Source organism: Blautia sp. NSJ-140 (assembly GCF_022868965.1).
Classification (GTDB): Bacteria; Bacillota; Clostridia; order Lachnospirales; family Lachnospiraceae; genus Blautia_A.
In genome coordinates this window covers 132363-157528 of sequence record NZ_JALIFS010000004.1, presented here as the reverse complement: position 1 = coordinate 157528, position 25166 = coordinate 132363, and the positions used below count along the sequence as shown (strand labels likewise).

The following is a 25166-nucleotide window of genomic DNA, read 5'->3' as shown; positions in this document are numbered from 1 at the left end:
TCTAGCTTCTGTGGATCTTACAGACATCGAATTTCAATGTCTCATGGAAAAATCGCACCACTTCCTCCACAGCTGTCATCACTTCCGTAAAACCGCCTGTCAGGATCAGTGTCCCACAGAAACGATCCATAAATCCAACTTCCACATGAGCAGCCTTCACTGCAACATCTGCCGCAACAACGATTGCCTCCCAGGGTGTGACTCTGACCATACCGATGGCATCTCCTCTGTGATCCTCGCCTTCATGAACACCGATATGTAATGCAAGATTCTCATAGACTGATTTATCACTTGGTGTAAAAACATGTGCAAAAGAAAGCTCTTTTCCAGGTACCCGCACACGGGTCAGCCGAAGTCTTTTTCCCTTAAGGTTCTCATAATCATCATGAAACAGCCGCTCCAGCAGTTCTTCCTTCGTTATCCGTTCTTCCATGGTACACTTCCTTATCTCTTGGTGATATTGCATACTACATATCCCAGAGTATCACGGAAATAATCCACGATCTCTTCCATTGCAGTCTGTACATCGGAAATCTCTCCTGTTATGATCAGTGTTCCTGTAAAACGGTCTGCAAATCCAAGATATACATTACCGCTCTTCACAGCAATATCCGATGCGATCACAGCAGACTCGGAAGGTGTCATGTTCATGATACCAATTGCAGATGATCCATAATCCACCTGCGGATTCAGTCCAAGTTTCTGATATATGATAGGTGCCGGACCACCCATGATATGGGCAAATGTGATCTCCTTACCGGCTACGGTTTCCTGTACGATTCTGATCTGATCTCTATGTTCATCTGCCATTGATGATTCCTCACTTTCAAAATTTTATATTATTCTCGATCTGATAATATTGGATAATTTTATAAGCCGGATTTCATTCATCCGGCTTACAGCTTCCTAAAGTCAAGCAGATCTTTGAAATCCGCTCTGCTACCTGCTCATGGTCAAAAAACAGTCTGGTAGTTCATCTGATTCAATTTTACTATTTACCAATTTTAATGTCAAGACAATTCTTCGAAAATAAGTCAAAAAACAACGTTTTTAAAAATAGAAATCCACAAAAAACAACATTTATTTTCACATCCTCGCGGAAAACCAGTCAGAAATCTGCTCAGAACTCAAACGCCTTCTTAATGCTGTCATAATGCAGGAATTTTCCCTCTGCGGCAAACGCCCTGATCTGTTCCAGGGTTGCAAACATATATCCGTCTGTCTCTTCTGTCTGAAGCTTCAGATCCTTATCCTCCACATCCATGACAAAACGGTACACATCCACAAAGTAATTATCTCCTTCCCCGGGATTCTCTCTTTTATATGTAAAAAGGTATCCGCCCTCTGCCTCACTGGCGTCCAGTCCGGTCTCCTCTTTCACCTCACGGAGTACTGCATCACGGGAAGCCTCTCCTGCCTGGGCTGCACCGCCGGAAACCTCCCACCAGCCTGGGGCCCAGGCCTTTGTCATCACCCGCTTGGTAATAAGGAAAGTTTTGTCCGGTCTTGCTACCACACCTAAGACTGTCAGATGATACTCTCCATCCTTTAAACACCAGTCATTGCGCTTCATAGTTCGTCCTGTCGGTTTCTTATCTGCATCGTAAATATCCCAGAATTCCATTTTATCTATCCCCTGTCTTTTTACAGAACGCGGAAATACAGTCTTACATCTGATCCGTTTCAGCCTGCCCGTTTCTCCGTTTTCTGTATCTTTTTTATTTGTTATGATAACACGTTAAAATCATATATGTAAACCCCTGGATCCGACACCATTTTCCAGTTAGCGTTACTGTTGTTCTGTTCACTCTGTTCTCAGTAACCAGTTAGCTTTCTACATCTGTTTTTTTATATTATAAGCATGCAAGTACCTGCAGCCTGAAAGATGATATGCAAAAATCTATAGATTATTTTTATTATATAACCCGTATTATGAATTAGTTTTATAGATTATTCTGTTATATAATTAACGCAAACAAACGATTCTATTTAAAATAACCAGGGAGGTTTTTCCAAATGAAGAATGATTATCCGCATATTTTTTCCCCATTAACCGTTAAAAATATGACTATCAAGAACCGTATTGTTATGATGCCGATGGGCACCAACTACGGTGAACAGAACGGCGAAATGAGTTTTCTTCATATCAATTATTATGAGCAGCGTGCAAAGGGTGGCACAGGTCTCATCATCGTAGAGAACGCAAGCGTCGATTCCCCGCAGGGCTCCAACGGAACCACACAGCTGCGTATCGATCATGACAACTACCTGCCACGTCTTTTCAAATTCTGTGAAAATATTCATAGATACGGAACAAAGATCGCGATTCAGATCAATCATGCCGGAGCTTCCGCTGTTTCTTCCAGGATCAACATGCAGCCGGTTTCCGCATCTGACGTTCCATCCAAAGAAGGCGGCGAGATCCCGCGTCCTCTTTCCAAAGATGAGATCCTTCACATCGTAAAAAAATACGGTGAGGCTGCAAAACGTGCACAGACAGCCGGCTTTGACGCAGTAGAGATCCATGCAGGACACTCCTACCTGATCAGTCAGTTCCTCTCCCCGATCACAAACAAGCGTACCGATGAGTTCGGCGGATCTGTTGAGAACCGTACCCGCTTCTGCCGTATGGTCATCGATGAGGTAAGAAAACAGGTAGGACCTTTTTTCCCGATCATGCTCCGTCTCAGTGCGGATGAGCTGATGGAGGGCGGAAATACACTGGAGGATACTCTGGAATACCTGGATTATCTTCAGGAAGAGGTTGATATCTTCGATGTTTCCTGCGGACTTAACGGTTCCATCCAGTACCAGATCGATGCAAATTATCTCCCGGACGGATGGCGTTCCTACATGGCAAAGGCCGTAAAAGAAAAATTCAACAAGCCATGTATCTCCATGGGTAATGTCCGTGACCCGAAGGTTGCTGAGCGTATCCTGGCTGACGGTGACGCAGACCTGATCGGTATGGGCCGTGGTCTGATTGCAGACCCTGCATGGGTAAACAAGGTTGCCACAGGTCATGAGTGCGACCTCCGTAAATGTATCTCATGTAACGTTGGCTGTGCCGGAAACCGTATCGGTGTAAACCGTCCGATCCGCTGTACTGTAAACCCATCTGTTCTTGAGGGCGATATATATAAGAAAAAACATATAAATAAAAACTGCAACGTGGTCGTTATCGGCGGCGGCACTGCCGGACTGGAAGCTGCCTGTACAGCCGCAGAGGTTGGATGCAATACCTTCCTTCTGGAAAAAGGCAATGAGCTTGGCGGACTTGCATCTCTGATCTCAAAGATCCCTGCAAAGAACCGTCTTGCTGATTTCCCGCACTATCTCATGCATCGTGCAGAACAGCTTGATAATCTTTACATCTTCAAAAACACAGAAGGAACACCTGAAAACATCCGCAAGTTCCATCCGAATATCATTGTAAGCTCCACAGGCTCCGCTCCGCTTCTGCCTCCGATCGCAGGACTGAAGGATCGTATTGACAACGAGAACCATAATATTTATTCTATTCTTGGTATGATCAGCCACATTAATGATTTTCCGAAGGATCTGGAAGGCAAAAAGGTTGTTGTTGTAGGCGGCGGTGCTGTAGGTCTTGATGTTGTGGAATTTTTTGCTGACAGAAACGCAGACATCTCTATCGTTGAGATGATGGATCAGATCGGACGTGATCTTGACCCGGTAAGCAAAAATGACACAAAGACCATGATGAAAAAACACAATGTACATCAGCTTACAAAAACTGCTCTCCTTGAGGTTAAGGATTCTTCCTTCCTTGTCAGGGGCGAAGGTGAGCCTTATGAGCTTCCATTTGAATACGGCTTCGTATGTCTCGGAATGAGAGCTCAGGGACAGCTTTACCAGAACCTCACAGAGGAATTTTCTTCTGAGGATGTTGAGATCATGAACATCGGCGACAGCCAGAGAGCAAGACGAATCATTGACGGTACCCAGGAAGGACGCAATATCCTTACCATTCTTGAGCAGAAGGGATACCTTTAATATTTTTCCGCTATACCCTTTCCGGGAGTATTTCAATCCTTCTGCCGGAAAGTGTATATAAATCTGTTACAGTTCACTCGGTGATCCGTAACATAGTTTTTCCACGTCTTCCTCCCCCGCAGTCGTCCGGAGAATGTCCGCAGCTTCTTCAGACCTATGTGGCGGGAGGTTTAAAAAAGACAAATCTTCATCCAGATTTTACCAATGAGAGGAGTTATTACCATGTCAGAAAGAATCACAGGACATACCGAACTGATTGGTCTTATGGCATATCCGATCCGCCATTCCAGCTCTCCTGCCATGCAGAATGAAGCTTTTGCAAAGCTTGGCTATGATTATGCATATCTTGCATTTGAGGTTGGTGCAGACGAGATCGAGGATGCTGTAAAAGCCATCCGTACTCTGAAAATGAGAGGTTCCAACGTTTCCATGCCGAACAAAACTCTGGTAGGCCAGTACCTTGACGAGCTTTCACCGGCAGCAGAAATGTGCGGTGCTGTAAACACCATCGTTAATGATCATGGTCATCTTACAGGCCATATCACAGACGGTATCGGATTTATGGCAGCACTGAAAGACAATAACATCGACGCCATCGGAAAGAAAATGACCATCGTAGGTGCAGGTGGTGCCGCAACTGCTATCGAGATCCAGGCAGCACTTGACGGTGTAGGCGAGATCGTGATCTTCAACCGCAAAGATGAATTCTGGGACCGTGCGGTATCTACGGTAGAAAAGATCAACACCAGAACTTCAAGCCATGCTGTTCTCTATGATCTGGCAGATCTTGACCAGCTGAAAAAAGAAATGGCTGACAGTTATATTTTCGTAAATGCGACAGGTGTTGGAATGAAACCGCTGGAAGGTCAGTCCGTTGTTCCGGACAAGTCTTACTTCCGCCCGGAGCTTATCGTTGTTGACGTGCCTTACTCCCCTCTTGAAACTGCTATGCGTTCTATGGCAAAGGAAGTTGGCTGCAAGACAATGAACGGCCTTGGCATGATGCTTTTCCAGGGCTCCGCTGCATTTGAACTGTGGACCGGCGAACCGATGCCGATCGAGCATATGAAAGAGATTCTTAACATCAGATACGACGACTAAACTGCTATCTGTTCCTGTCGTATCAGAAAGGACCATTATGAAAACAGTTCAGGTAAGAAATATCACACTCGGAGAGGGAAGACCGAAGATCTGTGTCCCGATCGTGGGACAGACAAAGGATGATATCCTCCTTGAGGCAGGGACCTTCGCAAGGATCCCCGTAGACGTTGTGGAATGGCGTGTTGACTGGTTTGAGGACGTTTTTGACACAGACAAGGTTCTGGATGTGGCAAAAGATCTCCAGACCATTTTAAAGGACACTCCGATCCTCTTCACCTTCCGTACTTCAAAGGAAGGCGGAGAAAAAGCGATCTCCAACGAAGCTTACAAAGCACTCAACATGGCTGTCGCAAAAAGCGGCTATGTAGATCTCATTGATGTAGAAGCCTTCACAGGTGAGGAGATCGTAAAAAGCATGATCCGGGAAGCACACAGCTATGGCGTAAAGGTCATCGCTTCCAACCATGATTTTGACGCAACTCCTGAGAAAGATGAGATCGTGCGCCGTCTCCGCATGATGCAGGACTATGGCGCAGATATCCCGAAAATGGCTGTTATGCCAAGAAACAAGCAGGACGTGCTTACACTCTTAAGTGCCACGCTGGAAATGTCCGAGCAGTTCGCCGACCGCCCGATCATTACCATGTCCATGGCAGGTACAGGTGTTGTCAGTCGTCTCGCCGGCGAAACCTTCGGTTCCGCCCTTACCTTCGGTGCAGCTACCAAAGCTTCCGCACCGGGACAGATCAATGTTAACGAACTTGAACAGGTTCTTGACATTATCCACAAAAGCCTGTGATCCTGTGACCTCCCATAAAAAGGATCTACAGTAGATTTTTGTAACAGAACGTGAATTATAAACCAATTTTTAAACCCAATTGATGTAACAAATTTTTGCAATTTTAATCCCATAATAGCAAATCTATTAAAATAATAATTAAAAACAACAAATCTCATGACAAAAAGAAGAAGTGTGCTGACCCATCCGGCACACTTCTTCTTTTTCTGTTTTTTATATCTTTGTTATTCCTCTGATCAATTTTTATCCTCGATGGCATTCTCCTCTTTCTTTCTGGGGTCCCAGTTTGAAAGGAAGATATTCAGACCGAAGCCTACAGCCAGGGCCCATGCGGATGCCCATGCAGTTCCCTGGGTTGCAAGCACAGCTGCCATAACACCTGCGATCATCTTGTCACGGTCTGTTCTGCAGTAATCCATACCGATTCTTGCACAGACAAAGGCCTGGAACATCAAAGTAATGGATGAACCGACTCCGAAGATCGGACGGAAGAAGCTTACGACCGGAATGATCAGCACACTTAAAAATGTTGCAATACGGAAGGATGCCATACCGCCGATCAGAGACTTCATGGCTTTCTTTCCCTCTTTGTAACGGATGGAAACAGATACTGTCATTCCCACCCATAACGGACCGGAAAGCGGAGGAAACGGCGCAATAACGGAAAGGATCAGGTTCCTGATTCCGCTGACCAGGTTGGAACGGCTGGAATTGAAATCAATATACTCATCATCTCTGGATTGGCGCGCCTCTGTAACCAGTGTCTCTGTGGTAACAAAATCACCAAATGCGATAACATAGCATACAAGCGCCAGCGGAAGCGCTTTGACAAACATGGAGACCGGCGGGATTCCCACACCAAAGATACTTACCTGTGAGATGATCTCTTTGAACTGCGGGATCTTGATAAAGGTTCCCAGTTCCAAACCGGGCGCATCCAGCTCGCCTACAAGAAGACCTACCACCATGGCGATCAGATATGGGAAAAGATTTCCATACCTTGCAACAAGATCCAGGAATTTGTTGTTCTTTCTCTTCTCCTGATATTTATCTGAAAAGCTGATCAGGATCAGAAGGCCTACACCGGCAACGATCGCCAGCGGATACTTATGCATGTTGCCGCCCTCTCCCAGCTGTCCTGCCATAACCGTCACCGGCGCTGCAAGAAGGATACCACCCTTAACAGAATTTGGTACTGCATGGACAAATTTATCCGCAAGCTTGGTGATGCCCATAAATATGAACACAAGACCAACCAGCATCTGCAGGGCGATCATTGCCTGGATACGTTCTTTTCCCATAGGGAAGCCTTCCAGGAATACGATAGTCAGCGGAAGGGTCGGTGTGATCCATCCCGGTACAACCGGATCACCAAGTAAGCTGTGTAGCATATACAGCATGGTCTCTATGATCACACAGCTCCATGCCAGCTCATAAGGCAGTCCCAGATACTGTTCCAGATAAGGAACCGCCGCCAGTGCCGTAACCCCGAGGATCAGGCCCTGGATAAACTCTACGGACTCAATTTTGTAGTGAATAAACGGAAAACGAATCTGAAATGGCCCAAACGGAATGTAGGGCAGTTCGTTTTCTCTTCGCTGTCTTGCTGCACGTGCCATAACGATTCTCCTTTATCGTTTTTTTGATAATACATATATAGTATCTTTTATTTTGTAAGTTTGTTAATTAACAAACATTTTCAGAAACGTTAAAGTCCAACCCGGGAATTGTTCCCGAATTGGAACTTTATTTTGCACAGATTTAGTCATCATTGTCTGTATCCATACAATGATTCACCTTTTTTACTGTAATCAAACGGATATTCACCCCAGGGGATTTCCTTGATCCAGTCAAGCCTCTTTTCCACGGTTCATCTTAACGAACAGTGCAAGAAGGATTCCTATGAATGTCACTGCCATGTTGAGAAGCAGGATCATTCTCGGAGCACTGGTTCCGGCAGTCTTTGTAATGTAGCCGGCCAGTGTCAGAATAGTGTAGTTCGCAACGCTGGATGCGATCATGACCATGGATGTTGCAGTTCCCTTGTTTTCCGGAAAGAACTCCGCAGTTGTGGAAACAGCCAGCTGAAGCACACCGCCTGCGCCTGCAAAACCGATCACAAATCCACCGATAAGACAGATTGTCGGATTCTGGATAAAGTAGCACAGTCCCAGCATGATGAAAGAAATCAGCGGATAAATGATCAGGATATTGATCTCCTTCAGTCCTTTTTTGATAAATACAGAAGAACACAGGATCGCTGCAAAAGTTCCTACTGCATAGAAGGACTGAATCTTGGCCGGATCACTTAAGTTATAAAGCTTTCCAAGCTCCTGGTTACAGTTCAGCCACAGCATAAATGTGGAGGAACTTGTAAATCCAATGAGAATAGCTGCAAAAGCGGCCGGTGTGATCTTGATCTTTGCCTTTTCTTTTTTTGCTCCGGCACCTGCTGCATTTCTCTCCGGGAATGGCAGGAACAGGATCAGGATACCATCAATAAAGATTGCAACGCCTGCAACGATAAAGATGGTTCTGTAAGACATATTCGCTGCTGCTACAAATCCGATCAGGAAAGGAAGCAGGAACTGGCTGATACACATGGAGAATTTTGTAAACAGGTTCGCTACAGAAGGATTGTTTACATAGATCTCCATACATGTAGGGCTTACGCAGGTATCCAGGAAGGAGTTTGCGATACCGCCTACGATAGCAAATGCATATGCGATTCCCATAGATGGCGCAAATGCGATTCCTATAAAGTATGCTGTATAACAGATCACGCCGATAATTCCGCTTAATCTGCGTCCGAATTTATCAGACAGAGGACCGGAAAACGGAAGGGAGATCAGTCTTCCAAGTCCCAATGCAGCGATTACAGATACTACCATGCTGACATCCATAGTTCCGTCACTTAAGGCCTTGGCTCCCCAGTGAGCTGCAAACTCCGGTTTGTACTGACCCATGATGGAAGCACCGATTCCGTGAATGAAATATGTAAAGTACAGCGCAATAGAAGTAATTACTAAATTTTTCTTACCTGTCTGGCTCATTTTTCTTATTTCCCTTCGTTCTCAGCCTGGAATTTCTGGTACTCAGCTGTCGGCATCTCAAGACCTGTATAAAGCTTGTAAGATGCTGCACCCTGCCACAGAAGCATTCCTTTTCCGCCTACTGCAAGTTTTACGCCTGCCTCTTTTGCCTCTTTTACCATTCTTGTCTCTGCCGGATTGTATACGCAGTCAGCAACAACAAGATCTTTATGGAACATGGATTTGTCAACAAGAGTAAGGTCGTCATGTGGTTTCATACCTGCAAGTGTTCCGTTTGCAAGGATATCAGCGTTTGCGATCTCTTCTCTCAGTTTGTCCTGATCGTCAAGGCAGTATACATTTACTTTGCAGTCCGGTACTTCTTTTGCAAGTTTCTCAGCTGTTCCTTTTGCTCTTTCAAGGAATGGATCATTAGGGTTGAAGATTGCGATGGAAGCAGCTCCGTCAAGGGCACACTGTACAGTAAGAGCTGTTGCAGCTCCGCCTGCTCCCAGAACTACCATCTTTTTGCCTTTTACATCAACGCCATGCTCTTTTAAGTTGCGGACAAAACCGATACCGTCTGTGATATGTCCTACAAGCTTTCCATCCTCGTTAACGATGGTATTTACAGCACCGATGATCTTTGCTGCCGGTGAAAGCTCATCTACACACTGGGCAACTTTGTTCTTGCAAGGCATGGTTACGTTGCATCCTCTCATTTTGAACAGACGCATTGCATCAAGAGCTGCCGGAACCTGATCCTCTTTGATATCGAATGCCATGTAAGCATAGTCCAGGTTATGGTACTGGAAGCTGAAATTGTACATAGCCGGGGATCCGGAATGTCCTACAGGGCTTCCGATCAGTGCAAGTAAACCTGTTGTTCCTTTAATTCTCTGTTCCATTTCTTTTTACCTCCTGCATTTTCCCCTGGCAGACACCGGATATATCTTCTCTGGTGTCTGCCGGGTCATCTTTTTAATTTTTATACCGTCCGGTTTATTGGATAGATTGGCAGATCAGATTCTGGAAGCTACCTCATAAGCCTCTTTTGTTGCGTCCAGTGCACGTCTTGCACGGATCGCATCTCCGATCACATGTGTCTCCGGCACAAGATCTTTGATCTTCTCTTCCAGAGGATTGTAGTTGCGGAATCCCATGGAAAGGATTACAGAATCATATCCTCTTGTCTCATGACGCTGTCCGTCTGCTGTCTCGTACTCTACACCATCTTCATAGAACTTGCATACCTTTGCGCCGGTGATCTCTTTGATTCCGTAGTCTTCAAAATCTTTCATCAGATATACTCTGTGCTCATGGATCACATCAGCACCTACGGTATCACGGAACTCGATAACCGTTACATCATGCTCCTGCTCGCCAAGGAATGCAGCTGTCTCGCATCCAACCATTCCACCGCCGACAACGAGAACTTTTTTGCCTGCTGCTCTCTTGCCATCCAGAAGGTCAGAGCCGTGGATGATAGCCGGATTGTCGATTCCCTCGATCGGAAGGATCAGAGTTTTGGAACCGGTTGCGATGATCACGCTGTCCGGCTTCTCTTCTTTGATAAGCTCCGGCGTTACCTCACAGTTCATCACGATCTTAACGCCATCCTTCTGGCAGCGATGGATGTAGCTGCGGATCATGTTCGTGATGTCACCTTTTCCTGGCGGATATGCAGCAAGTCTCATGTTTCCGCCGAGAACATCTCCTGCCTCATAAAGTGTTACCTCATGGCCTCTCTCCTTTGCGATAAATGCAGCAGAAAGTCCTGCAACACCACCACCGATAACCATAACCTTCTTCGGCTCCTCAGCTTTCTCAAGCGGCTCTGCCTCATGACCCAGGAACGGGTTTGTCAGACAGCATACCGGATTTCCTGCATACATGTTTGCAACGCAGCCCTGAAGACAGGCAATACAAGGAGTCATATCCTCAAGACGCTCTTCCTGTGCTTTCTTCGGCATAGCCGGATCTGCAAGGCTCTGACGCCCGAATGCCACAAGGTCAGCTCTTCCTTCTTTTACCATCAGCTCTGCGAACTGTGGCTCTGTATAACGTCCAACTGTGATCACCGGGATATTTACCGCACGTTTGATCTCTTCAACCTCTGCTGCGGAGAATCCACCGTGGATAACGGTCGGTGCCCACATAAACTCATCCTTGATATGAACAGCACGGGATACATGAAGTCCATCCAGTCCACAGCTTTCCAGATATGCTGCGATCGCTGCACTGTCGTGGACATCAAGTCCGCCCGGAACCTCGTCTGCACAGTTGATTCTTGCAAGAACTGCAATTTTTCCCTGTGTTGCTTTTTTAACTTCCTCAATGATCAGACGGGAGAAACGCATACGGTTTTCAAAACATCCGCCAAACTCATCCACTCTTTTGTTTGTTCTCGGAGAAAGGAAGGTACTTACCAGATAACCGTGTGCCATATGGATTTCAACAGCATCTGCTCCTGCTTCCATTGCTCTTCTTGCTGCCTCACCGTAGCCTTTGATCAGCTCGTAAACTTCCTCAGTTGTAAGCTGCTTCGGAATATCACGTCCGCATACAGACGGAATGCTGGTTGCTGCTGTGATCGGTGCTCCTGCGTTCTTTGCATTTCCCTCAGGACCTGCGTTCTGAAGCTGGATGGACACCTTTGCTCCTTCTGCATGACATCCGTCGATGACCTTGCGGAAGCTTTCGATCGTAGTGTCGTCATAAAGACATGGTTTACGCGGGCCGCCCTTTGCGCCTTTGTGAACTACAGTAGCCTCGATGGTGATCAGACCAAATCCGCCTTTTGCTCTTTCTCTGTAATATGCAGCGGACTGCTCACTCATTGTTCCGTCTGTGTTTGCAAAGTTGTTTCCCATTGGCGGAACAACAAAACGGTTCTTTACTGTCATAGGACCGATCTCGATCGGCTGAAACATCGCATTGAATTTCATATGCGTTCTCCTTTCCTTTGAAACAATCTTTTTTTCTCTCACGGGAACGCCCTGTCACCGGTATGACATCGGAAACAGGGGTTCGTCTGAAATATTAGTTTCTTATATTAATTACAGTACTTCCGGCCAAGCCTCTTCCAGTACCTTCTTTGTGTTCTCATATGTATGTTTTGCAGCATACTCGATACCTTTTTCAAGGTTTGCATCGCTGATAACCTCTACTCCGATGGCATTTGGCTTAATGCCTTTTTCTTTGATCATTTTTACGAACGGCACAGTTGTTCCGATTCCTGTTCCAGGAGCAAGACGGTCATGCATGGACTCATCTCTTAAGATCGTTGTTGCATATGGTCTTTCCCATACATCGTTGATCTGGATGGATACGATCTTGTCTGCCGGGATTCCCTCAAGTACGGAAAGCTCGATCGGCTGGTTTGCTCTTACCCAGTGCCATGTATCAAGGATCAGTTTTGCATTCTCGCAGTCAGCAGCTTTTACAACAGCCCAGCCTTTTTTTACATCCGGGATTCCGCTGTATGGCATTGGCTCAACACCGATGATGTATTTGCCTGCTCTGTGGCAAAGCTCACGAAGCTTCTGCGCTGTGTACTCTACGGAATAGTTCTCCATCAGTCCGCAGTTGATCTGTTTTACGTTAAATAATTCACACATATGGAAGCAAAGCTGTTCTTTGTATTTCTGCTCATAGGAGCGATGCTCCTCTGCCCACTGCACGATGTACTCAACCTCTGTTACCTTCATGTCATATTTATCCAGGATCGCCAGGATATCCTCGTCGAAAAGTCCCTCATTCAGGGCATCTACGTAGGTTTCTGCTCTCAGACCGATTCCCTCATAGCCAGCCTCTTTGGCAGCTTTTACACGGTCCTCAAATTTACACTGATCTCCAAGTGTCCAGGAACTGATTGTGATTGGAAATTCTTTTGACATGATAATTCCTCCTGAAAATATAAATAATTTTATTTGTTTTTTTTAAATTATTTTGTATCTTTTTTCTATAAGCATTATATAACTTTGTTAAATACAAAACAAATTGATTGTACCAGGAGAATTCATAGATTTTATCAATATATCATGTTATACTATATAAAACATATTCAGCCGTATTGCCGCCGTCACAGCATACGGCCCGGCAAATCTCTTATGTCTGTCAGACTTACCGGGGATCTGTCCGAAGCAAAACATTCAGATAAACTTACGAAAGGAGTATTGAAAAATGAATCTGTATCATCTTCGCTATTTCGTGACACTGGCTCATCTGGAACATTATACAAAAGCTGCGGATGTTCTGGCCATCACACAGCCCAGCCTAAGTCACGCGATCTCTTCTCTGGAGGAAGAGCTTGGAGTGAAATTATTTGAAAAAAACGGACGGAATGTTTCTCTCACCAAATATGGCAAGTCTTTTCTGGAGGATGTGGAACAAACCCTGAACCGGCTGGATTCCTCTGTAAACGGTCTCCAGCTTGCAGGAAAGGGAGAAGGACAGATCGATGTGGCTTTTCTCAGAACTCTGGGTGTTGACTTTATGCCAAAGATCATCCGCAGCTTTCTTAATGCCAATAAGGGAAAACAGATTCATTTCAATCTGTTCTGTGATAAGGTGCTTACCGGCGATATCCTCACCGGACTGAAAGAGAAGAAATACGATATCGGCTTCTGTTCCAAATTTGACGACGAACCACTGATCGAATTTATTCCGGTTGCCAAGCAGGATCTGGTCGTCATCGTTCCGCCGGAACATCCTCTTGCTGAGAAATCCGAGATCCATCTGGAGGAAACGCTTCCATACAAGCAGATCATCTTCAAGAAGAGAAGCGGTCTCCGCCAGATCATTGACCAGTTGTTTAAGAGCATCGGCCAATACCCGGATGTGGCTTTTGAGATCGATGAGGATCAGGTTGCCGCAGGGTTTGTTGCCAATGATTTCGGCATCTGCATTGCACCGGATATCCCTATCCTTCACTCTCTGAACCTTAAGATCCTGCCTCTTGTCTCTCCAAGCTGGCAGCGGAATTTCTACATGGCCATGCTGAAGGATGTGTACCATCCGCCGGTTGTGGAGGCCTTTAAGAAATTTGTGATCGAGGAAACCTCGAGGGAGATTTTCTATAAGACCAATTAAACGATCTGTTCATCTGCAAATATATGGTCCGGATCTTTTATAACCTAAAGGACAGCTGCCCGATCTCCGTTCTGTTTCTGTACGGTTTATCGGACAGCTGTCCTTTTTATATGTAAAACTATTCTGTTTTATGATCAGCAGTTATTTATTTGACTCTGCCTCACGAAGTCTGTGGATCATCTCCTCGCAGATCTCAAGCTCACTCTTTCCGTCTGTCTCAACAACTATATCTGCTGCTGCCTCATATTTCGCGCGACGTTTTTCCAACAGATCAGCGATAAATGAAACATTTTTATTGTTCTCAAGTAACGGACGGTCATGATTATCCTTTACACGTTCCAGGATAGTTTCCGGCTTTGCAGTCAGAAGTACAACACGGCCATTTTTTTTCATCTCAGCAACATTGCGGTCCCGCATCGGAACACCACCGCCACAGGATACCACAACATTAGATCTGGACTGCATCTCGATCAGAAGATTTGTCTCGAGCTCACGGAAATACTCTTCACCGTAGGTCTCAAAGATATCGGAAATACTCATTTCCTGTCTCTCCACGATACACTGATCCATCTCCACAACATCCATAGCAAGAACATTCTTCAGATAATCAGAGATCGTAGATTTACCAGCTCCCATAAATCCGATCAGGAAGATATTATAATTGAAAAGATTTCTGGACTGTATTCTCTTACTGTTCTGGATGATACTTGCAAAAACATCATTGACCTCTTTCTTATGACGTCTGCCTTCCATTCTGGCTTCCAGCCATCCCTTCTGCTTCGCCTCCTGTTCCGGCTGAAGTACCGGAAGATCATTTGCTTCCTTGTATACCATGATGTCCTCTACGATCCTGTTTCTCATAAGGAGTGCGTCCAGTATGATCTCATCGCACTGTCCAAGGCTCTCTCTTAATACTTCTAACTGATTCATAATGTCTCCTTTACTTCGTTCATTTTATCACGGATTTCCGTCATTACTTTATCACTTTAAACCAAGTATCTATTCTTATTATACCAACTGGTCATTTTTATCTCAACCCAAACTTTCATTGAATTTACGCATGTGATCTATAGATTATTTTTATGATTTGACGCACGGCAAAGATATCTGACGCAGGTATTCACGCCAGGATCTGTATCAAAAAAATCTCCGCCCTATTACAGAAGCAGAGATTTTTTACAGAAATTTTATCACCAGGATTCTACTGTATCACTTCATAAATCCGATAATGCTTGTATATATAATCCCGGAACTGCTCCACAAGCGCACTTGGATACCGGTTTTTCATCATTCCCATATATATATATCGACGGCAGTGAAGATTCTCGATATTTAAGATTTTCACAGGAAGTGTATGGATCACCGGTACATCCGGCACAATGCCAACACCAAATTCCTCCGCCACCATACCTGCCAGTGCACCATCCTCTTCTACCTCAAAGGCCGTCTCCGGTGAAAGTCCTTCTTTTTCGAAAAGCTCCCGGATCACAAAATACAATCCGCTTGCAGGGGTAAAGGTCACCTGCGGATACTGCCCCAGTTCTTTTATGGTCACTGAATTTCTGTCCGCAAGAGCATGGTTCTCAGGCACTACAGCCACCAGCTTTTCTTCTGACACCGGCACAAAGCTGATCTCCTTCTCTCCCTCTGCCCTGGAACAGAAGATCACATCGAATTTCTCTTCCTTCAGACCACGGATCAGACTTCCTGTAGCTGCATTCTGAAAACGGAAATCAATCTTCTTCCCTTCCTGTTCATTAAGGAATCCTCGAACAAGCTCCGGGATAAATCTTCGTCCCTGAGTGTGAATATACCCTATGGAAATACTTCCTCCCGGAATCCTTGCCGCTTCCTGTATCCTCTCCACACCAAGATTCAGTATATGTAAGGAGTCCTGCACATACTTCAGAAACATTTCCCCGTATTTGGTCATGGTCACATTTCTTCCATGGCGCTCAAAAAGGGGAACCTGCAGTTCCTTCTCAAGGTTGGAGATCGCATGACTCAGACTCGGCTGCGTAATGTCCAGCCTCTTGGCTGCTCTGGTATAATTTTCGATCTGGGCAAGAGTCACAAAATATGTGAGCTGATTTAAGTTCATATGTAAAAAATCCTTTCTTCCCTCCGCATGAGAGACTTTCAGGCAGGTAAGCTCAGCTAACTCGCTGCCTGGTCTGTTTCACACCCCAAGACTCAGGAGCTCTTTTCCATCCGCAAGTCTCTCATAAAACTGCTCATAAAAATCCCGCTTCTCATCATAAGGCTTCCTGTAAAACTGGTTCACCACATACATGTTCAGATTTCGAATCAGATCACTGTCCTCGCTCTCATAGAGAACCGCCTGGACATCCAGAAGAAAATAATGCCAGTCACAGACAAATTTTTCGTAATTTCGAAAATCCGGAGTATCTACCCATTTCCGGACCTTGATCTTACTGCGGCTGGTCTTTTTGCACTCGTGGATCTGAAGGATGTATTTAAAACCACCGTCCTCATAGTATCTTCCCAGTGGGAACAAACGGCAGAAGCCCGGACGGAAGCTGTGGATGGAGCATCTTCCGCTGCCATTCAGAAATACGCATCGTTCCTCTGCCCCTGTCATCCTAAGATGCGGCAGGATATTTCCGTCTGTGACGCCAAGCTCTATTTTTCCGGCAAGAAGCTGGTCCACACTTAAATGAAGTCCCTGGCTTAACCGCCATACATCCAGCGGATCCAGTACAACAGAATCTCCCATTCCCGTACAGCAGTCAAAACAGCCCTTACAGTCCTGACAGTCTGCCTTTACCATGTCATTTGCCTCATATAAACGGCCGTCGGAAATTTCCTCCAGGGTAACCTCCCGCCGCATCAGACAAGTGCCTCCAGTCCTGTGACTCCCCAGTCCTCAGCCAGGCTTTTCAACCCGTCCAGGATCTCCTCCCTGGAATAATCGTGATCATCCAGGTAATCTACGTCCATATCATTAAGATACAGATAAAAGGTAAGGGCAAGCTCCAGATAATCCGGATCATCGTCCTCCATATTCATAAGCAGCTCATTTTCCGCTCCGTTGATGTCACCCTCATCAGCAAGTCCGATAACCTTCTTAAAAAGCCGGTCTGCCTCTGTATAATCTGCCTCTGCTGCGGGAAGGGTATACTGCGGCATATCTCCCTTAAGAAGAAGTCTTGTGATCAGTCTTGCGATATCCTGAATATTTCCTGACATTCTATCATCCTGTAATCCCATATCGTTTTCCTCTCTTTCTGCTGTCCTGTTCTGCCAGACACATTTCTCCGACCGACGTATCTGCATCCGGTCTTCCTCTCATCCGAACCCCGGATATTCGGACAGACAATTTATTTAATCCAGTTTAATTCCTGACAAAGCCTGTGCAAATGCATTGTTCACCGGCTCATTGGCCTCTTTCTGCTGTTTCTTAAGATAACGCTGCACATCACGCTTATTTACTCCTGCACCCTCTTTGGCTCGTCTTGCCTGGAAGGATGAAAGCTTTTCTTTATAGCCACACTGACATACAAAGGTCTCTTCCTTTCCCTTCAGAAGCATCTCCATACGCTTATGGCATTTCGGACAGCGCGCATTGGTGGCTCTGGATACTGTCTCTCTGTATCCGCATTCCCGGTCCTCACACACCAGCATTTTTGCATTCTTTCCATTGACTGCCAGGAGATGTTTGCCGCAGTTAGGGCATTTCTTGTTTGTCATATTGTCATGGCGGAAGGTTCCCTGTCCGCTTTTGATCTCATTTACGATCTCGCAGGCATATTCACGGATTCCTGTGAGGAACTTATCCTGACGGAGCTTTCCGTTTGCAATATCACTGAGCTTCATCTCCCAGTCTGCGGTAAGCTCCGGCTTTTTCAGTTCTTCCGGAACCAGCTCCAGAAGCTGTTTCGCCTTGGAGGTAATATAGATCTCATTGCCTCTTTTTTCCATCATAAAGCTGTTGAAAAGCTTTTCAATAATATCGGCTCTTGTGGCCACCGTTCCAAGACCTCCGGTTTCGCCCAGTGTTTTCACTGCTTTTTTGTCATGGCTTTCCATAAAGTGGATCGGATTCTCCATGGCTCCCAGCAGCGTGGCCTCTGTAAATCTTGCAGGAGGTTTTGTTTTGCCTGCTGTAAGAGCAGCGCCTTCCACAGTAAGTATCTGACCTTCCGTAAGCTCCGGAAGCTTCTGGTCTTTCAGCTTATCACCGGATTCCTCTTCTTCATCATCCTGCCAGCCGCCTTCATAAACTTCTCTCCACCCTGCACTTTTTACAATACGTCCGCTTGCAGCGAAAGTTTCTCCTGCTGCAGTTCCTTCCATGTTTACCTGCTCATATACAGCCGGCGGATACAACACACTCAGAAAACGGCGTACTACCATATCGTAAATCTTCCGTTCCTCATTGGTCATATGATCCAGCTGTACAAACTGTTCTGTAGGAATGATGGCATGATGGTCACTGACTTTTTTGTCATCCACAAAGCCTGCACTGGTCTGGATCGGTTTATTGGCCAGCGCACCGGCAAGTTTCCGATAAGGGCCGGTTCCACAAGCCTGAAGACGTTCTTTAATGGTAGGAACTACATCTTTTCCTATATATCTGGAATCCGTTCTTGGGTAGGTAAGGACTTTGTGATTCTCATAGAGCCTCTGCATGATATTCAGAGTTTCCTTTGCAGAAAAGCCGTATTTCTGATTGGCTTCTCTCTGAAGAGTGGTCAGGTCATAAAGCCCCGGTGCATAGGTTTTCTTCGGCTTTCTGGAAACCTTTGTTATAGTAAGGCTGCTTTTTCCTGCCTTTGTCTGTATCTCCTGGGCACGCTCCTTCTTAAAGGTACGGAGGCTTCCGCTTTTTCCGTCACGCCAGGTCCAGCGTACATTTCCTGCCTGCAGAGTGATCCCGTAATAATCCTCCGGCTTAAATTCCCTGATCTCCTGCTCTCTTCTTGCGATCATGGCAAGGGTGGGAGTCTGCACACGTCCGCAGGAAAGCTGGGCATTATATTTACAGGTCAGTGCTCTGGTCCCGTTCATTCCCACCAGCCAGTCCGCCTCCGCCCTGGCCTGTGCCGCACGGTAAAGATCATCATAATCATGGCCGTTTTTAAGGTGGGCAAAGCCGTCGCGGATCGCTTTGTCCGTTACTGATGAGATCCACAGACGCTTAATAGGTTTATGGCAGTCTGCCTTTGCAAGGATCCACCTTGCTACCAGTTCTCCCTCACGTCCGGCATCTGTGGCAATGATGATCTCTCCGATATCCTTCCTGTAAAGCTGGGTTTTCACCGCATTGTACTGCTTGGAGGTCTGGCGTATCACCACCAGTTTCATTTTCTCCGGCATCATGGGGAGCGTGGAAAGCTCCCATTTGGTGTATTTTTTATCGTATTCTTCCGGATCTGCCAGTGTTACCAGATGTCCCAGGGCCCAGGTCACTACATAGTCTTTTCCTTCCAGGGTTCCGTTCCCCTTCTGACTGCAGTGGAGGACTCTGGCAATGTCTCTGGCAACTGATGGCTTCTCCGCAATTACTAATGATTTCATATTTTTTTCTTTCACCTCTTACTATTTGGAGCCTGTTTTTCAGAGCTCCGGGGTTCAACTATTATAGCATGAAAAAAGCACTTCGTCCAGAAAAGGGCCGAAGCCTTTTTCCGTCGAAATGCTCTTTAATCTCATATTACCCTCAGCAGCTGTTCATGCACATTTTCCGCTGATCTTATAGCCCACTCCACGAACTGTTTCCACCAGATCTCCTGCCGGGCCAAGCTTCTGGCGAAGGGTACGGATATGTACATCTACGGTTCTGCTTTCTCCGTCGAATTCATATCCCCAGATCTGATTTAAAAGCTGTGTCCTGGAAAGAACCGTACCACTGTTTTTCAGAAGGAGACAAAGCATCTCGTATTCTTTCAGTGTCAGATTCACAGGCTCCTGATCAACAGTTACCTCATGTCTTCCCGGACATACATAAAGATTTTCCATACGATACTCCTCTGCGCCATTGTCCTCTGATCTCCGAAGAAGGGCACGTACCCTGGAGATCAGCTCCATCATACGAAATGGCTTCGGAATATAATCATCTGCACCGCTGTCCAGACCTACCACGGTATCAAACTCGCTTCCTTTTGCAGTAAGCATGATCACCGGAAGTTTCCGCACATCCGGACGGATACGGATTTTTTTTAAAATAGACAGTCCGTCTTCCTCCGGAAGCATAATGTCCAGAAGCACCAGTGAAGGCAGTTCTTTTTCCAGCGCTTTCCAGAAAAGTGACGGCCTTTCAAACCCCTGTGCCTCCAGTCCCTGACTGTTTAATGTATATACAACAAGTTCACGGATACTTTCATCATCTTCCACAAGATATATCATAATTTTCCTCCAGCTTCATTTTTCATCTGATACGTGCAAGTATAAGGTGCATTCGTAAAATCCAGCATAGAAAAAAGGTTAAGTTTATGTAAAATATAGAAATCCTTAAGAAATTTTAATTTGTAAAAGCCAAACGTCAATGTTATGATAAAGCAGAGAGTTGTTTGGAGGTTTTTATTATGTATTCTTTTATTGTGAATCCCAATTCAAGATCCGGTGAGGGGCGTAATGTCTGGAACCGGCTTCGCAGCATCATGGAAAGTCAGGGGATCTCATATCAGTATTTTCTCACAGAATATGTGGGACACGCCACAGTACTGGCACAGAGGATCAGTGCCGCCGGAACACCGAAGGATCCGGTAACTCTGGTAACTGTAGGTGGTGACGGCACTATTTACGAAGTACTTACCGGGATCATTGATCTGTCTTCGGTTGTTTTTGGATTTATTCCGGTCGGGTCCGGCAACGATTTCTGCCGCAGTATGGGTCTGCCCTTTGATCCTTTTGAAGCGCTTCGCTCTATCCTTGAAAACAGACGGACCATTTCCATGGATGTTCCTGTGCTACATCTCGGCAGCCATTCCTACCGTTTCGGCATCAGTGCAGGAATAGGCTACGATGCAGCAATCTGTCAGGAAGTTCTGATCACACCTGGCAAAAAATTTCTCAACCGTCTCCATATGGGTAAACTCATTTACCTTATGGTGGCACTGAAACAATTTCTTTTCCTCACCCCGTCCCCGATCACGTTAACGCTTGACGGGAACAAGCCCCAAACCTTCAGCAGGACCTGGTTTGCGGCTGTAATGAACCAGAAATATGAAGGCGGAGGCTTTAAATTCTGTCCGAACGCCAGCCCGGAGGATGGTTTACTGGATGTGATCGTTATTGAAGGAATCTCCAAGCTGAAAATGCTGTTCTGCCTGCCGAGCGCTCTCTGGGGAAAACATACCCGCATTCGCGGTGTACATATTTTACAGTGCAGGAACGTACATATTACAAGTGCCCATTCCCTTCCTGTGCATAAAGACGGAGAATCCGGCGGAATCCAGCGTGAATTTTCTGTGACCATTGAAAAGAAACCTTTAAAAATCATAATGCCTGTGTTATAGTAGCAGGTAGATACTTAACAAAAAAGAAGCTTAAGGCTGACATCAGCCATACCTCAAGAAAAGGAGCGGCAAAATGTTGAGTAAGATAAAAAAATACAGGCACGGTTTTATCATAGCGATCTATTTCGTTGCCTATCTTATCCTGTTTGGATATCTGGAGCACCGGCCTGTACGAGCCTACCATGTTGTACATACTGTTTTTGATGATATGATCCCGTTCTGCGAGATTTTTATTATTCCGTACCTTTTGTGGTTTCCATATGTGATAATGACGGTTGTGTATTTCCTGTTTCGCAATAAGAATAAAAAGGAATATTTCCAGCTGATCTTCAACCTGATGATGGGAATGACGGTTTTCCTTGTTGTTTCCTACATCTATCCGAACGTTCAGCATCTCCGCCCTGCAGTATTCCCCAGAAGCAACATCTTTACACGACTGGTGGCTGAGATCTATCGGACAGATACTCCCACCAATATCCTGCCAAGTATCCATGTATTTAATTCCCTGGCTGTTTATTTTGCCATTCATCACTGCCAGGCACTAAAAGACAGGAAATGGCTCCGGCGAGGAGCTCTGATCCTTTCAGTTCTGATCATCCTGTCCACCATGTTTATCAAGCAGCATTCTGTGATCGATGTATGCCTTGGTACCACACTGGCACTGTTCGGCCATCTCCTGTTCTATCCACAGAGAGTGGATGACTACGAGGAACAGCGCTCCCTATCCCGTATGCGTAAGAAGAAGCCGGAACAGAATTTATAAAAAAAGCCCCGTTGGGGGCTTTTTTTAATTAAATCCATAAAACTTCTGACAGATCTTATATGCTGCCACAAACATCTTTCTTCCACCTCTTCCGGGAAGATTGGACACTCTTCCGAAGAGACTTCTCCGAAGTTTCCGGTACAGTCCCATATTCTGGTCCTTGATGTAATCCTGCAGCTCCTGTTTTTTATCCAGGCATTCCTGAGTTGCAGCTCTTACCAGCATGATCGAAGAAACGGTTGTGATGATATCCAGATAACTGAACATATAAGCTCGAAGTCTGCGGTTGCTTACATTAGCCTTCAAATAAGCATCCACCATCAGTTTGTTTACACGGATCTGCTGATCGATACGCTTGATCATCACTTTCTCATTGACAGACTGATCATCTCTTCCAATAAAATACCGATAGAAATTCACATCCAGATAATAGAGATTTTTCACATAGGGAAGCGGCTCAAACGCAAACAGGTTATCTACGTAGAACGTATGCTTCGGAAGCTCCATTCCACAGTCATGGAGAAGTTTTGTACGGTATATCATGGAATGCATAAGGAGATACTGGCCTTTTTTCATGTGGCGTACCTCATCCCATCCGAAAATCTGGTTTGTCGGAAAACAGTGTCTGTACTGCATGACCTTTTTGCGGGTAGCTCCCTGCTTCTCATAAACGAAATTACTGATGAGAAGATCCACAGTCTCAGCCCCACGTGTCAGTTCATAAAGTGTTTTCAGGACCTCATAATAGGCGTCCTGATTTACCCAGTCATCACTGTCCACAACCTTGAAATAAAGTCCTGTTGCGTTTTTGATTCCTGTGTTGACTGCCTGTCCATGGCCGCCATTTTCCTGATGTATGACTTTTACAATAGTTGGATATTTCTCGGCATAATCGTCTGCGATCTCGGCAGTACGGTCACTGGAGCCATCATCTACAATGATGATCTCCACTTCCTCTCCTGCGATCAGCAGGGAATTGATGCATTTTGACATATAAGCCTCTGAATTATAGCATGGTATTGCTACGCTCAAAAGTTTCATGTGTTTTCCTCCTTCATATATCTGGTGTATGCGCGAAACGCAGATGGTATTGCATATTTTTTATCGGATTCACTCTTATCCACAAACAGAAACTCCCCTTGCGGTGCTTCTTCCAGAGAGGATACAGCGATACGATAAGCACACATCCTCCATTCAATATGGGAAAAAATGTGCTTCGCATCTGGCAGTGCTTCGATTCGCAGTGGTTCCAGCCCCATGGCTTTTACCCAGGCAAGTGCTGCCTTCTCCGTCAGATAGCCTTCCACATTTGGAAGCTCATAAAGGCCTGCCAGAAGTCCTGTATCCGGACGTTTACGGATTGCTGTGCCTGCTCCGTCCTGGATCACAAGGACTGTTCTCTGTTCTGTCGTTCGGGATTTTTTGGGTGCTTTTACGGGAAGTTCTTCTACAGTGCCATGCTTTCTGGCAAGGCAGAAATGCCCCAGCGGACATTCTTCGCACTTTGCTTTTCCGTTTGGAACACAGACTACAGCTCCCAGCTCCATCATAGCCTGGTTGAAATCCCCGGGTCTGTCCTCTGACATCTGCTCTGTAAGGTCATTTTCCACCGATTTCCGTACAGACTGTTTCATGATATCTCCACGGTTTTCGGTAAGTCTTGCGTATACCCGCAGCACATTTCCATCTACTGCAGGGACTTTCTTTCCGTAGGCAATGGACGCAATGGCACCTGCCGTATATCTTCCTATTCCTTTTAACGAGAGAAGTGTCTCAAAATCCTCAGGGATCCTGCCTCCATATTCTTCCATGACATGAACAGCCGCTTTCTGCATGTTGCGGACACGGCTGTAATAGCCAAGGCCTTCCCACAGCTTGATGATCTTCTCTTCCGGCGCCGCCGCAAGGGCTGCTACATCCGGAAGTTCCCGGATAAAGCGCTGAAAATAAGGTTTCACAGCTTCCACCCGGGTCTGCTGGAGCATGATCTCAGATACCCAGGTATAATAGGCATTGTCTTTATCTCTCCAGGGCAGGATCCTTTTGTTTTTATCGTACCATTTCAGAAGGGGTTCTGCAATGTTTTCAGGCATATCGTTTCCTTTCTATAATCTTACCGGTATCGGATCGCAGATCTTTATGGAATCTTCCGTGACGGCACAGTCATAGGCCAGGATGTGGACCCCGGCATCTGCTGCCGCCTTAAGTGTTTCTCCGAATTCCGGATGTGTCTCCCGATTTGGTTCAAAATATCTTACATCCTTCATCTGAATCACCAGAAGAAGATACGCCTCATAGCCGTCAGCTGCTGCATGCATAAGCTCACAGAGATGCTTGATCCCCCGTTCTGTAGGTGCGTCCGGAAAGCGCACGATATTATTTTCTTCCAGGGTGACGCCTTTTACCTCGATAAAAGCCTTTCGCTTCCCGGATTCCACATACAGGTCAAAACGGGAGTTTCCATACGTCTTTTCTCTCCTGACAGTCACTTTCTCCGGAAAAAGATTTCCGGCTGCCACCCACTCTTCTGCTGCTTTATTTGGGGCCTGGGAATCCATATTGATCCAGCGGCCCTCCTTGTTCACACTGATCAGATCGTATTTCGTTTTCCTGGCAGGATTATCACTCTTTTCCAGGATCACTTCTGCTTCCGGAACAAGAAGCTCCCGGCATCTGCCTGTATTCTTCACATGGACCGTTTCCAGCTGATCCCCAATCTGCACATGAGCGATAAAACGGTTAGGTCTGTCTTTGAATGTACCTCTGATCGTATTCTTATAATTCATAGTTTTTCCCTCGTAACCTTTACTATAACATAAAATCTTCAAAAGCGCAGTTGCTTTTTTTTCTTTTCTCATATAGAATTGTTTTGATGTTACTGA

At 45.7% G+C, this 25166-nt stretch carries 23 protein-coding genes; 6 read left to right on the top strand and 17 right to left on the bottom strand.

Annotated elements, in window-relative coordinates; all coding sequences use genetic code 11:
• Position 1 precedes the first annotated feature (1 nt).
• The 3 genes from MUB50_RS06660 to MUB50_RS06650 all read right to left on the bottom strand — a co-directional run bounded on the left by MUB50_RS06660 (position 2) and on the right by MUB50_RS06650 (position 1624).
• Complete coding sequence (locus MUB50_RS06660) at positions 2–433, bottom strand: BMC domain-containing protein (RefSeq protein WP_118608568.1); 432 nt, start codon at positions 431–433, stop codon at positions 2–4.
• Between the two features lie 11 nt (positions 434–444).
• A complete protein-coding gene (locus tag MUB50_RS06655; RefSeq protein ID WP_015527035.1) occupies positions 445–810 on the bottom strand; it encodes a BMC domain-containing protein in 366 nt (121 codons plus the stop codon).
• A gap of 310 nt (positions 811–1120) precedes the next feature.
• Positions 1121–1624, bottom strand: a complete 504-nt coding sequence (locus MUB50_RS06650; protein ID WP_118624127.1) for an NUDIX hydrolase — start codon at positions 1622–1624, stop codon at positions 1121–1123.
• A gap of 392 nt (positions 1625–2016) precedes the next feature.
• On the opposite strand from MUB50_RS06650, the gene MUB50_RS06645 reads away from it, so the two are divergent.
• The 3 genes from MUB50_RS06645 (at position 2017) to aroD (ending at position 5914) form a co-directional block, all read left to right on the top strand.
• Positions 2017–4014: an oxidoreductase gene (locus MUB50_RS06645; protein ID WP_118624129.1), complete on the top strand. Its 1998-nt coding sequence runs from the start codon at positions 2017–2019 to the stop codon at positions 4012–4014.
• A 222-nt stretch (positions 4015–4236) separates the two neighbouring features.
• Positions 4237–5115: a shikimate dehydrogenase gene (locus MUB50_RS06640; protein ID WP_118608570.1), complete on the top strand. Its 879-nt coding sequence runs from the start codon at positions 4237–4239 to the stop codon at positions 5113–5115.
• Positions 5116–5152: 37 nt separating this feature from the next.
• Positions 5153–5914, top strand: coding sequence for a type I 3-dehydroquinate dehydratase (gene aroD / locus MUB50_RS06635; protein ID WP_244790261.1), 762 nt, complete (start codon positions 5153–5155; stop codon positions 5912–5914).
• Positions 5915–6150: 236 nt separating this feature from the next.
• Here aroD and MUB50_RS06630 read toward each other — a convergent pair whose 3' ends face one another.
• From MUB50_RS06630 to MUB50_RS06610, 5 genes are all read right to left on the bottom strand, one after another.
• Positions 6151–7533 (bottom strand): hypothetical protein, encoded by a 1383-nt coding sequence (locus tag MUB50_RS06630; RefSeq protein WP_015527029.1) that lies wholly within the window; start codon positions 7531–7533, stop codon positions 6151–6153.
• A 231-nt stretch (positions 7534–7764) separates the two neighbouring features.
• Entirely contained in the window at positions 7765–8967 is a 1203-nt protein-coding gene (locus MUB50_RS06625; protein WP_118624131.1) for an MFS transporter, read from the bottom strand.
• A gap of 5 nt (positions 8968–8972) precedes the next feature.
• The gene (gene aroE / locus MUB50_RS06620) at positions 8973–9854 is read right to left on the bottom strand and encodes a shikimate dehydrogenase (RefSeq protein ID WP_118513068.1); all 882 of its coding nucleotides are present in this window, start codon (positions 9852–9854) and stop codon (positions 8973–8975) included.
• 114 nt (positions 9855–9968) lie between these two features.
• Complete coding sequence (locus MUB50_RS06615; protein ID WP_244790259.1) at positions 9969–11894, bottom strand: FAD-dependent oxidoreductase; 1926 nt, start codon at positions 11892–11894, stop codon at positions 9969–9971.
• A gap of 111 nt (positions 11895–12005) precedes the next feature.
• The gene (locus tag MUB50_RS06610; protein ID WP_118513066.1) at positions 12006–12845 is read right to left on the bottom strand and encodes a sugar phosphate isomerase/epimerase family protein; all 840 of its coding nucleotides are present in this window, start codon (positions 12843–12845) and stop codon (positions 12006–12008) included.
• 286 nt (positions 12846–13131) lie between these two features.
• On the opposite strand from MUB50_RS06610, the gene MUB50_RS06605 reads away from it, so the two are divergent.
• The gene (locus tag MUB50_RS06605; RefSeq protein ID WP_021652297.1) at positions 13132–14040 is read left to right on the top strand and encodes a LysR family transcriptional regulator; all 909 of its coding nucleotides are present in this window, start codon (positions 13132–13134) and stop codon (positions 14038–14040) included.
• 141 nt (positions 14041–14181) lie between these two features.
• Here the strand turns inward: MUB50_RS06605 and MUB50_RS06600 are convergent, their stop codons facing one another.
• From MUB50_RS06600 to MUB50_RS06575, 6 genes are all read right to left on the bottom strand, one after another.
• Positions 14182–14970 (bottom strand): shikimate kinase, encoded by a 789-nt coding sequence (locus tag MUB50_RS06600; RefSeq protein ID WP_118624135.1) that lies wholly within the window; start codon positions 14968–14970, stop codon positions 14182–14184.
• A gap of 271 nt (positions 14971–15241) precedes the next feature.
• On the bottom strand, positions 15242–16141 hold the full coding sequence (locus tag MUB50_RS06595) for a LysR family transcriptional regulator (RefSeq protein WP_015527022.1): 900 nt from the start codon (positions 16139–16141) through the stop codon (positions 15242–15244).
• Positions 16142–16219: 78 nt separating this feature from the next.
• Entirely contained in the window at positions 16220–16891 is a 672-nt protein-coding gene (locus MUB50_RS06590; protein WP_118513064.1) for a YkgJ family cysteine cluster protein, read from the bottom strand.
• Complete coding sequence (locus MUB50_RS06585) at positions 16891–17271, bottom strand: DUF6483 family protein (protein WP_118513131.1); 381 nt, start codon at positions 17269–17271, stop codon at positions 16891–16893. Before MUB50_RS06585 ends, MUB50_RS06590 begins: the two co-directional genes overlap by 1 nt.
• A 114-nt stretch (positions 17272–17385) precedes the next feature.
• Positions 17386–19581 carry a DNA topoisomerase III gene (locus MUB50_RS06580; protein ID WP_118624137.1) on the bottom strand — a complete coding sequence of 732 codons (2196 nt, stop codon included), beginning with the start codon at positions 19579–19581 and terminating at the stop codon, positions 17386–17388.
• A 153-nt stretch (positions 19582–19734) separates the two neighbouring features.
• Positions 19735–20409: a response regulator transcription factor gene (locus MUB50_RS06575; RefSeq protein WP_021652293.1), complete on the bottom strand. Its 675-nt coding sequence runs from the start codon at positions 20407–20409 to the stop codon at positions 19735–19737.
• Between the two features lie 179 nt (positions 20410–20588).
• On the opposite strand from MUB50_RS06575, the gene MUB50_RS06570 reads away from it, so the two are divergent.
• Positions 20589–21521, top strand: a complete 933-nt coding sequence (locus MUB50_RS06570) for a diacylglycerol/lipid kinase family protein (protein WP_244790257.1) — start codon at positions 20589–20591, stop codon at positions 21519–21521.
• A 73-nt stretch (positions 21522–21594) separates the two neighbouring features.
• Positions 21595–22284: a phosphatase PAP2 family protein gene (locus MUB50_RS06565; RefSeq protein WP_118513062.1), complete on the top strand. Its 690-nt coding sequence runs from the start codon at positions 21595–21597 to the stop codon at positions 22282–22284.
• 24 nt (positions 22285–22308) lie between these two features.
• Here MUB50_RS06565 and MUB50_RS06560 read toward each other — a convergent pair whose 3' ends face one another.
• The 3 genes from MUB50_RS06560 to sfsA are packed head-to-tail and all read right to left on the bottom strand — an operon-like array spanning position 22309 to position 25070.
• Positions 22309–23325 (bottom strand): glycosyltransferase family 2 protein, encoded by a 1017-nt coding sequence (locus tag MUB50_RS06560; RefSeq protein WP_118608576.1) that lies wholly within the window; start codon positions 23323–23325, stop codon positions 22309–22311.
• On the bottom strand, positions 23322–24377 hold the full coding sequence (gene mutY / locus MUB50_RS06555) for an A/G-specific adenine glycosylase (protein ID WP_244790255.1): 1056 nt from the start codon (positions 24375–24377) through the stop codon (positions 23322–23324). Before mutY ends, MUB50_RS06560 begins: the two co-directional genes overlap by 4 nt.
• Positions 24378–24389: 12 nt before the next feature.
• The gene (sfsA, locus tag MUB50_RS06550) at positions 24390–25070 is read right to left on the bottom strand and encodes a DNA/RNA nuclease SfsA (RefSeq protein WP_244790253.1); all 681 of its coding nucleotides are present in this window, start codon (positions 25068–25070) and stop codon (positions 24390–24392) included.
• Positions 25071–25166: the final 96 nt, after the last annotated feature.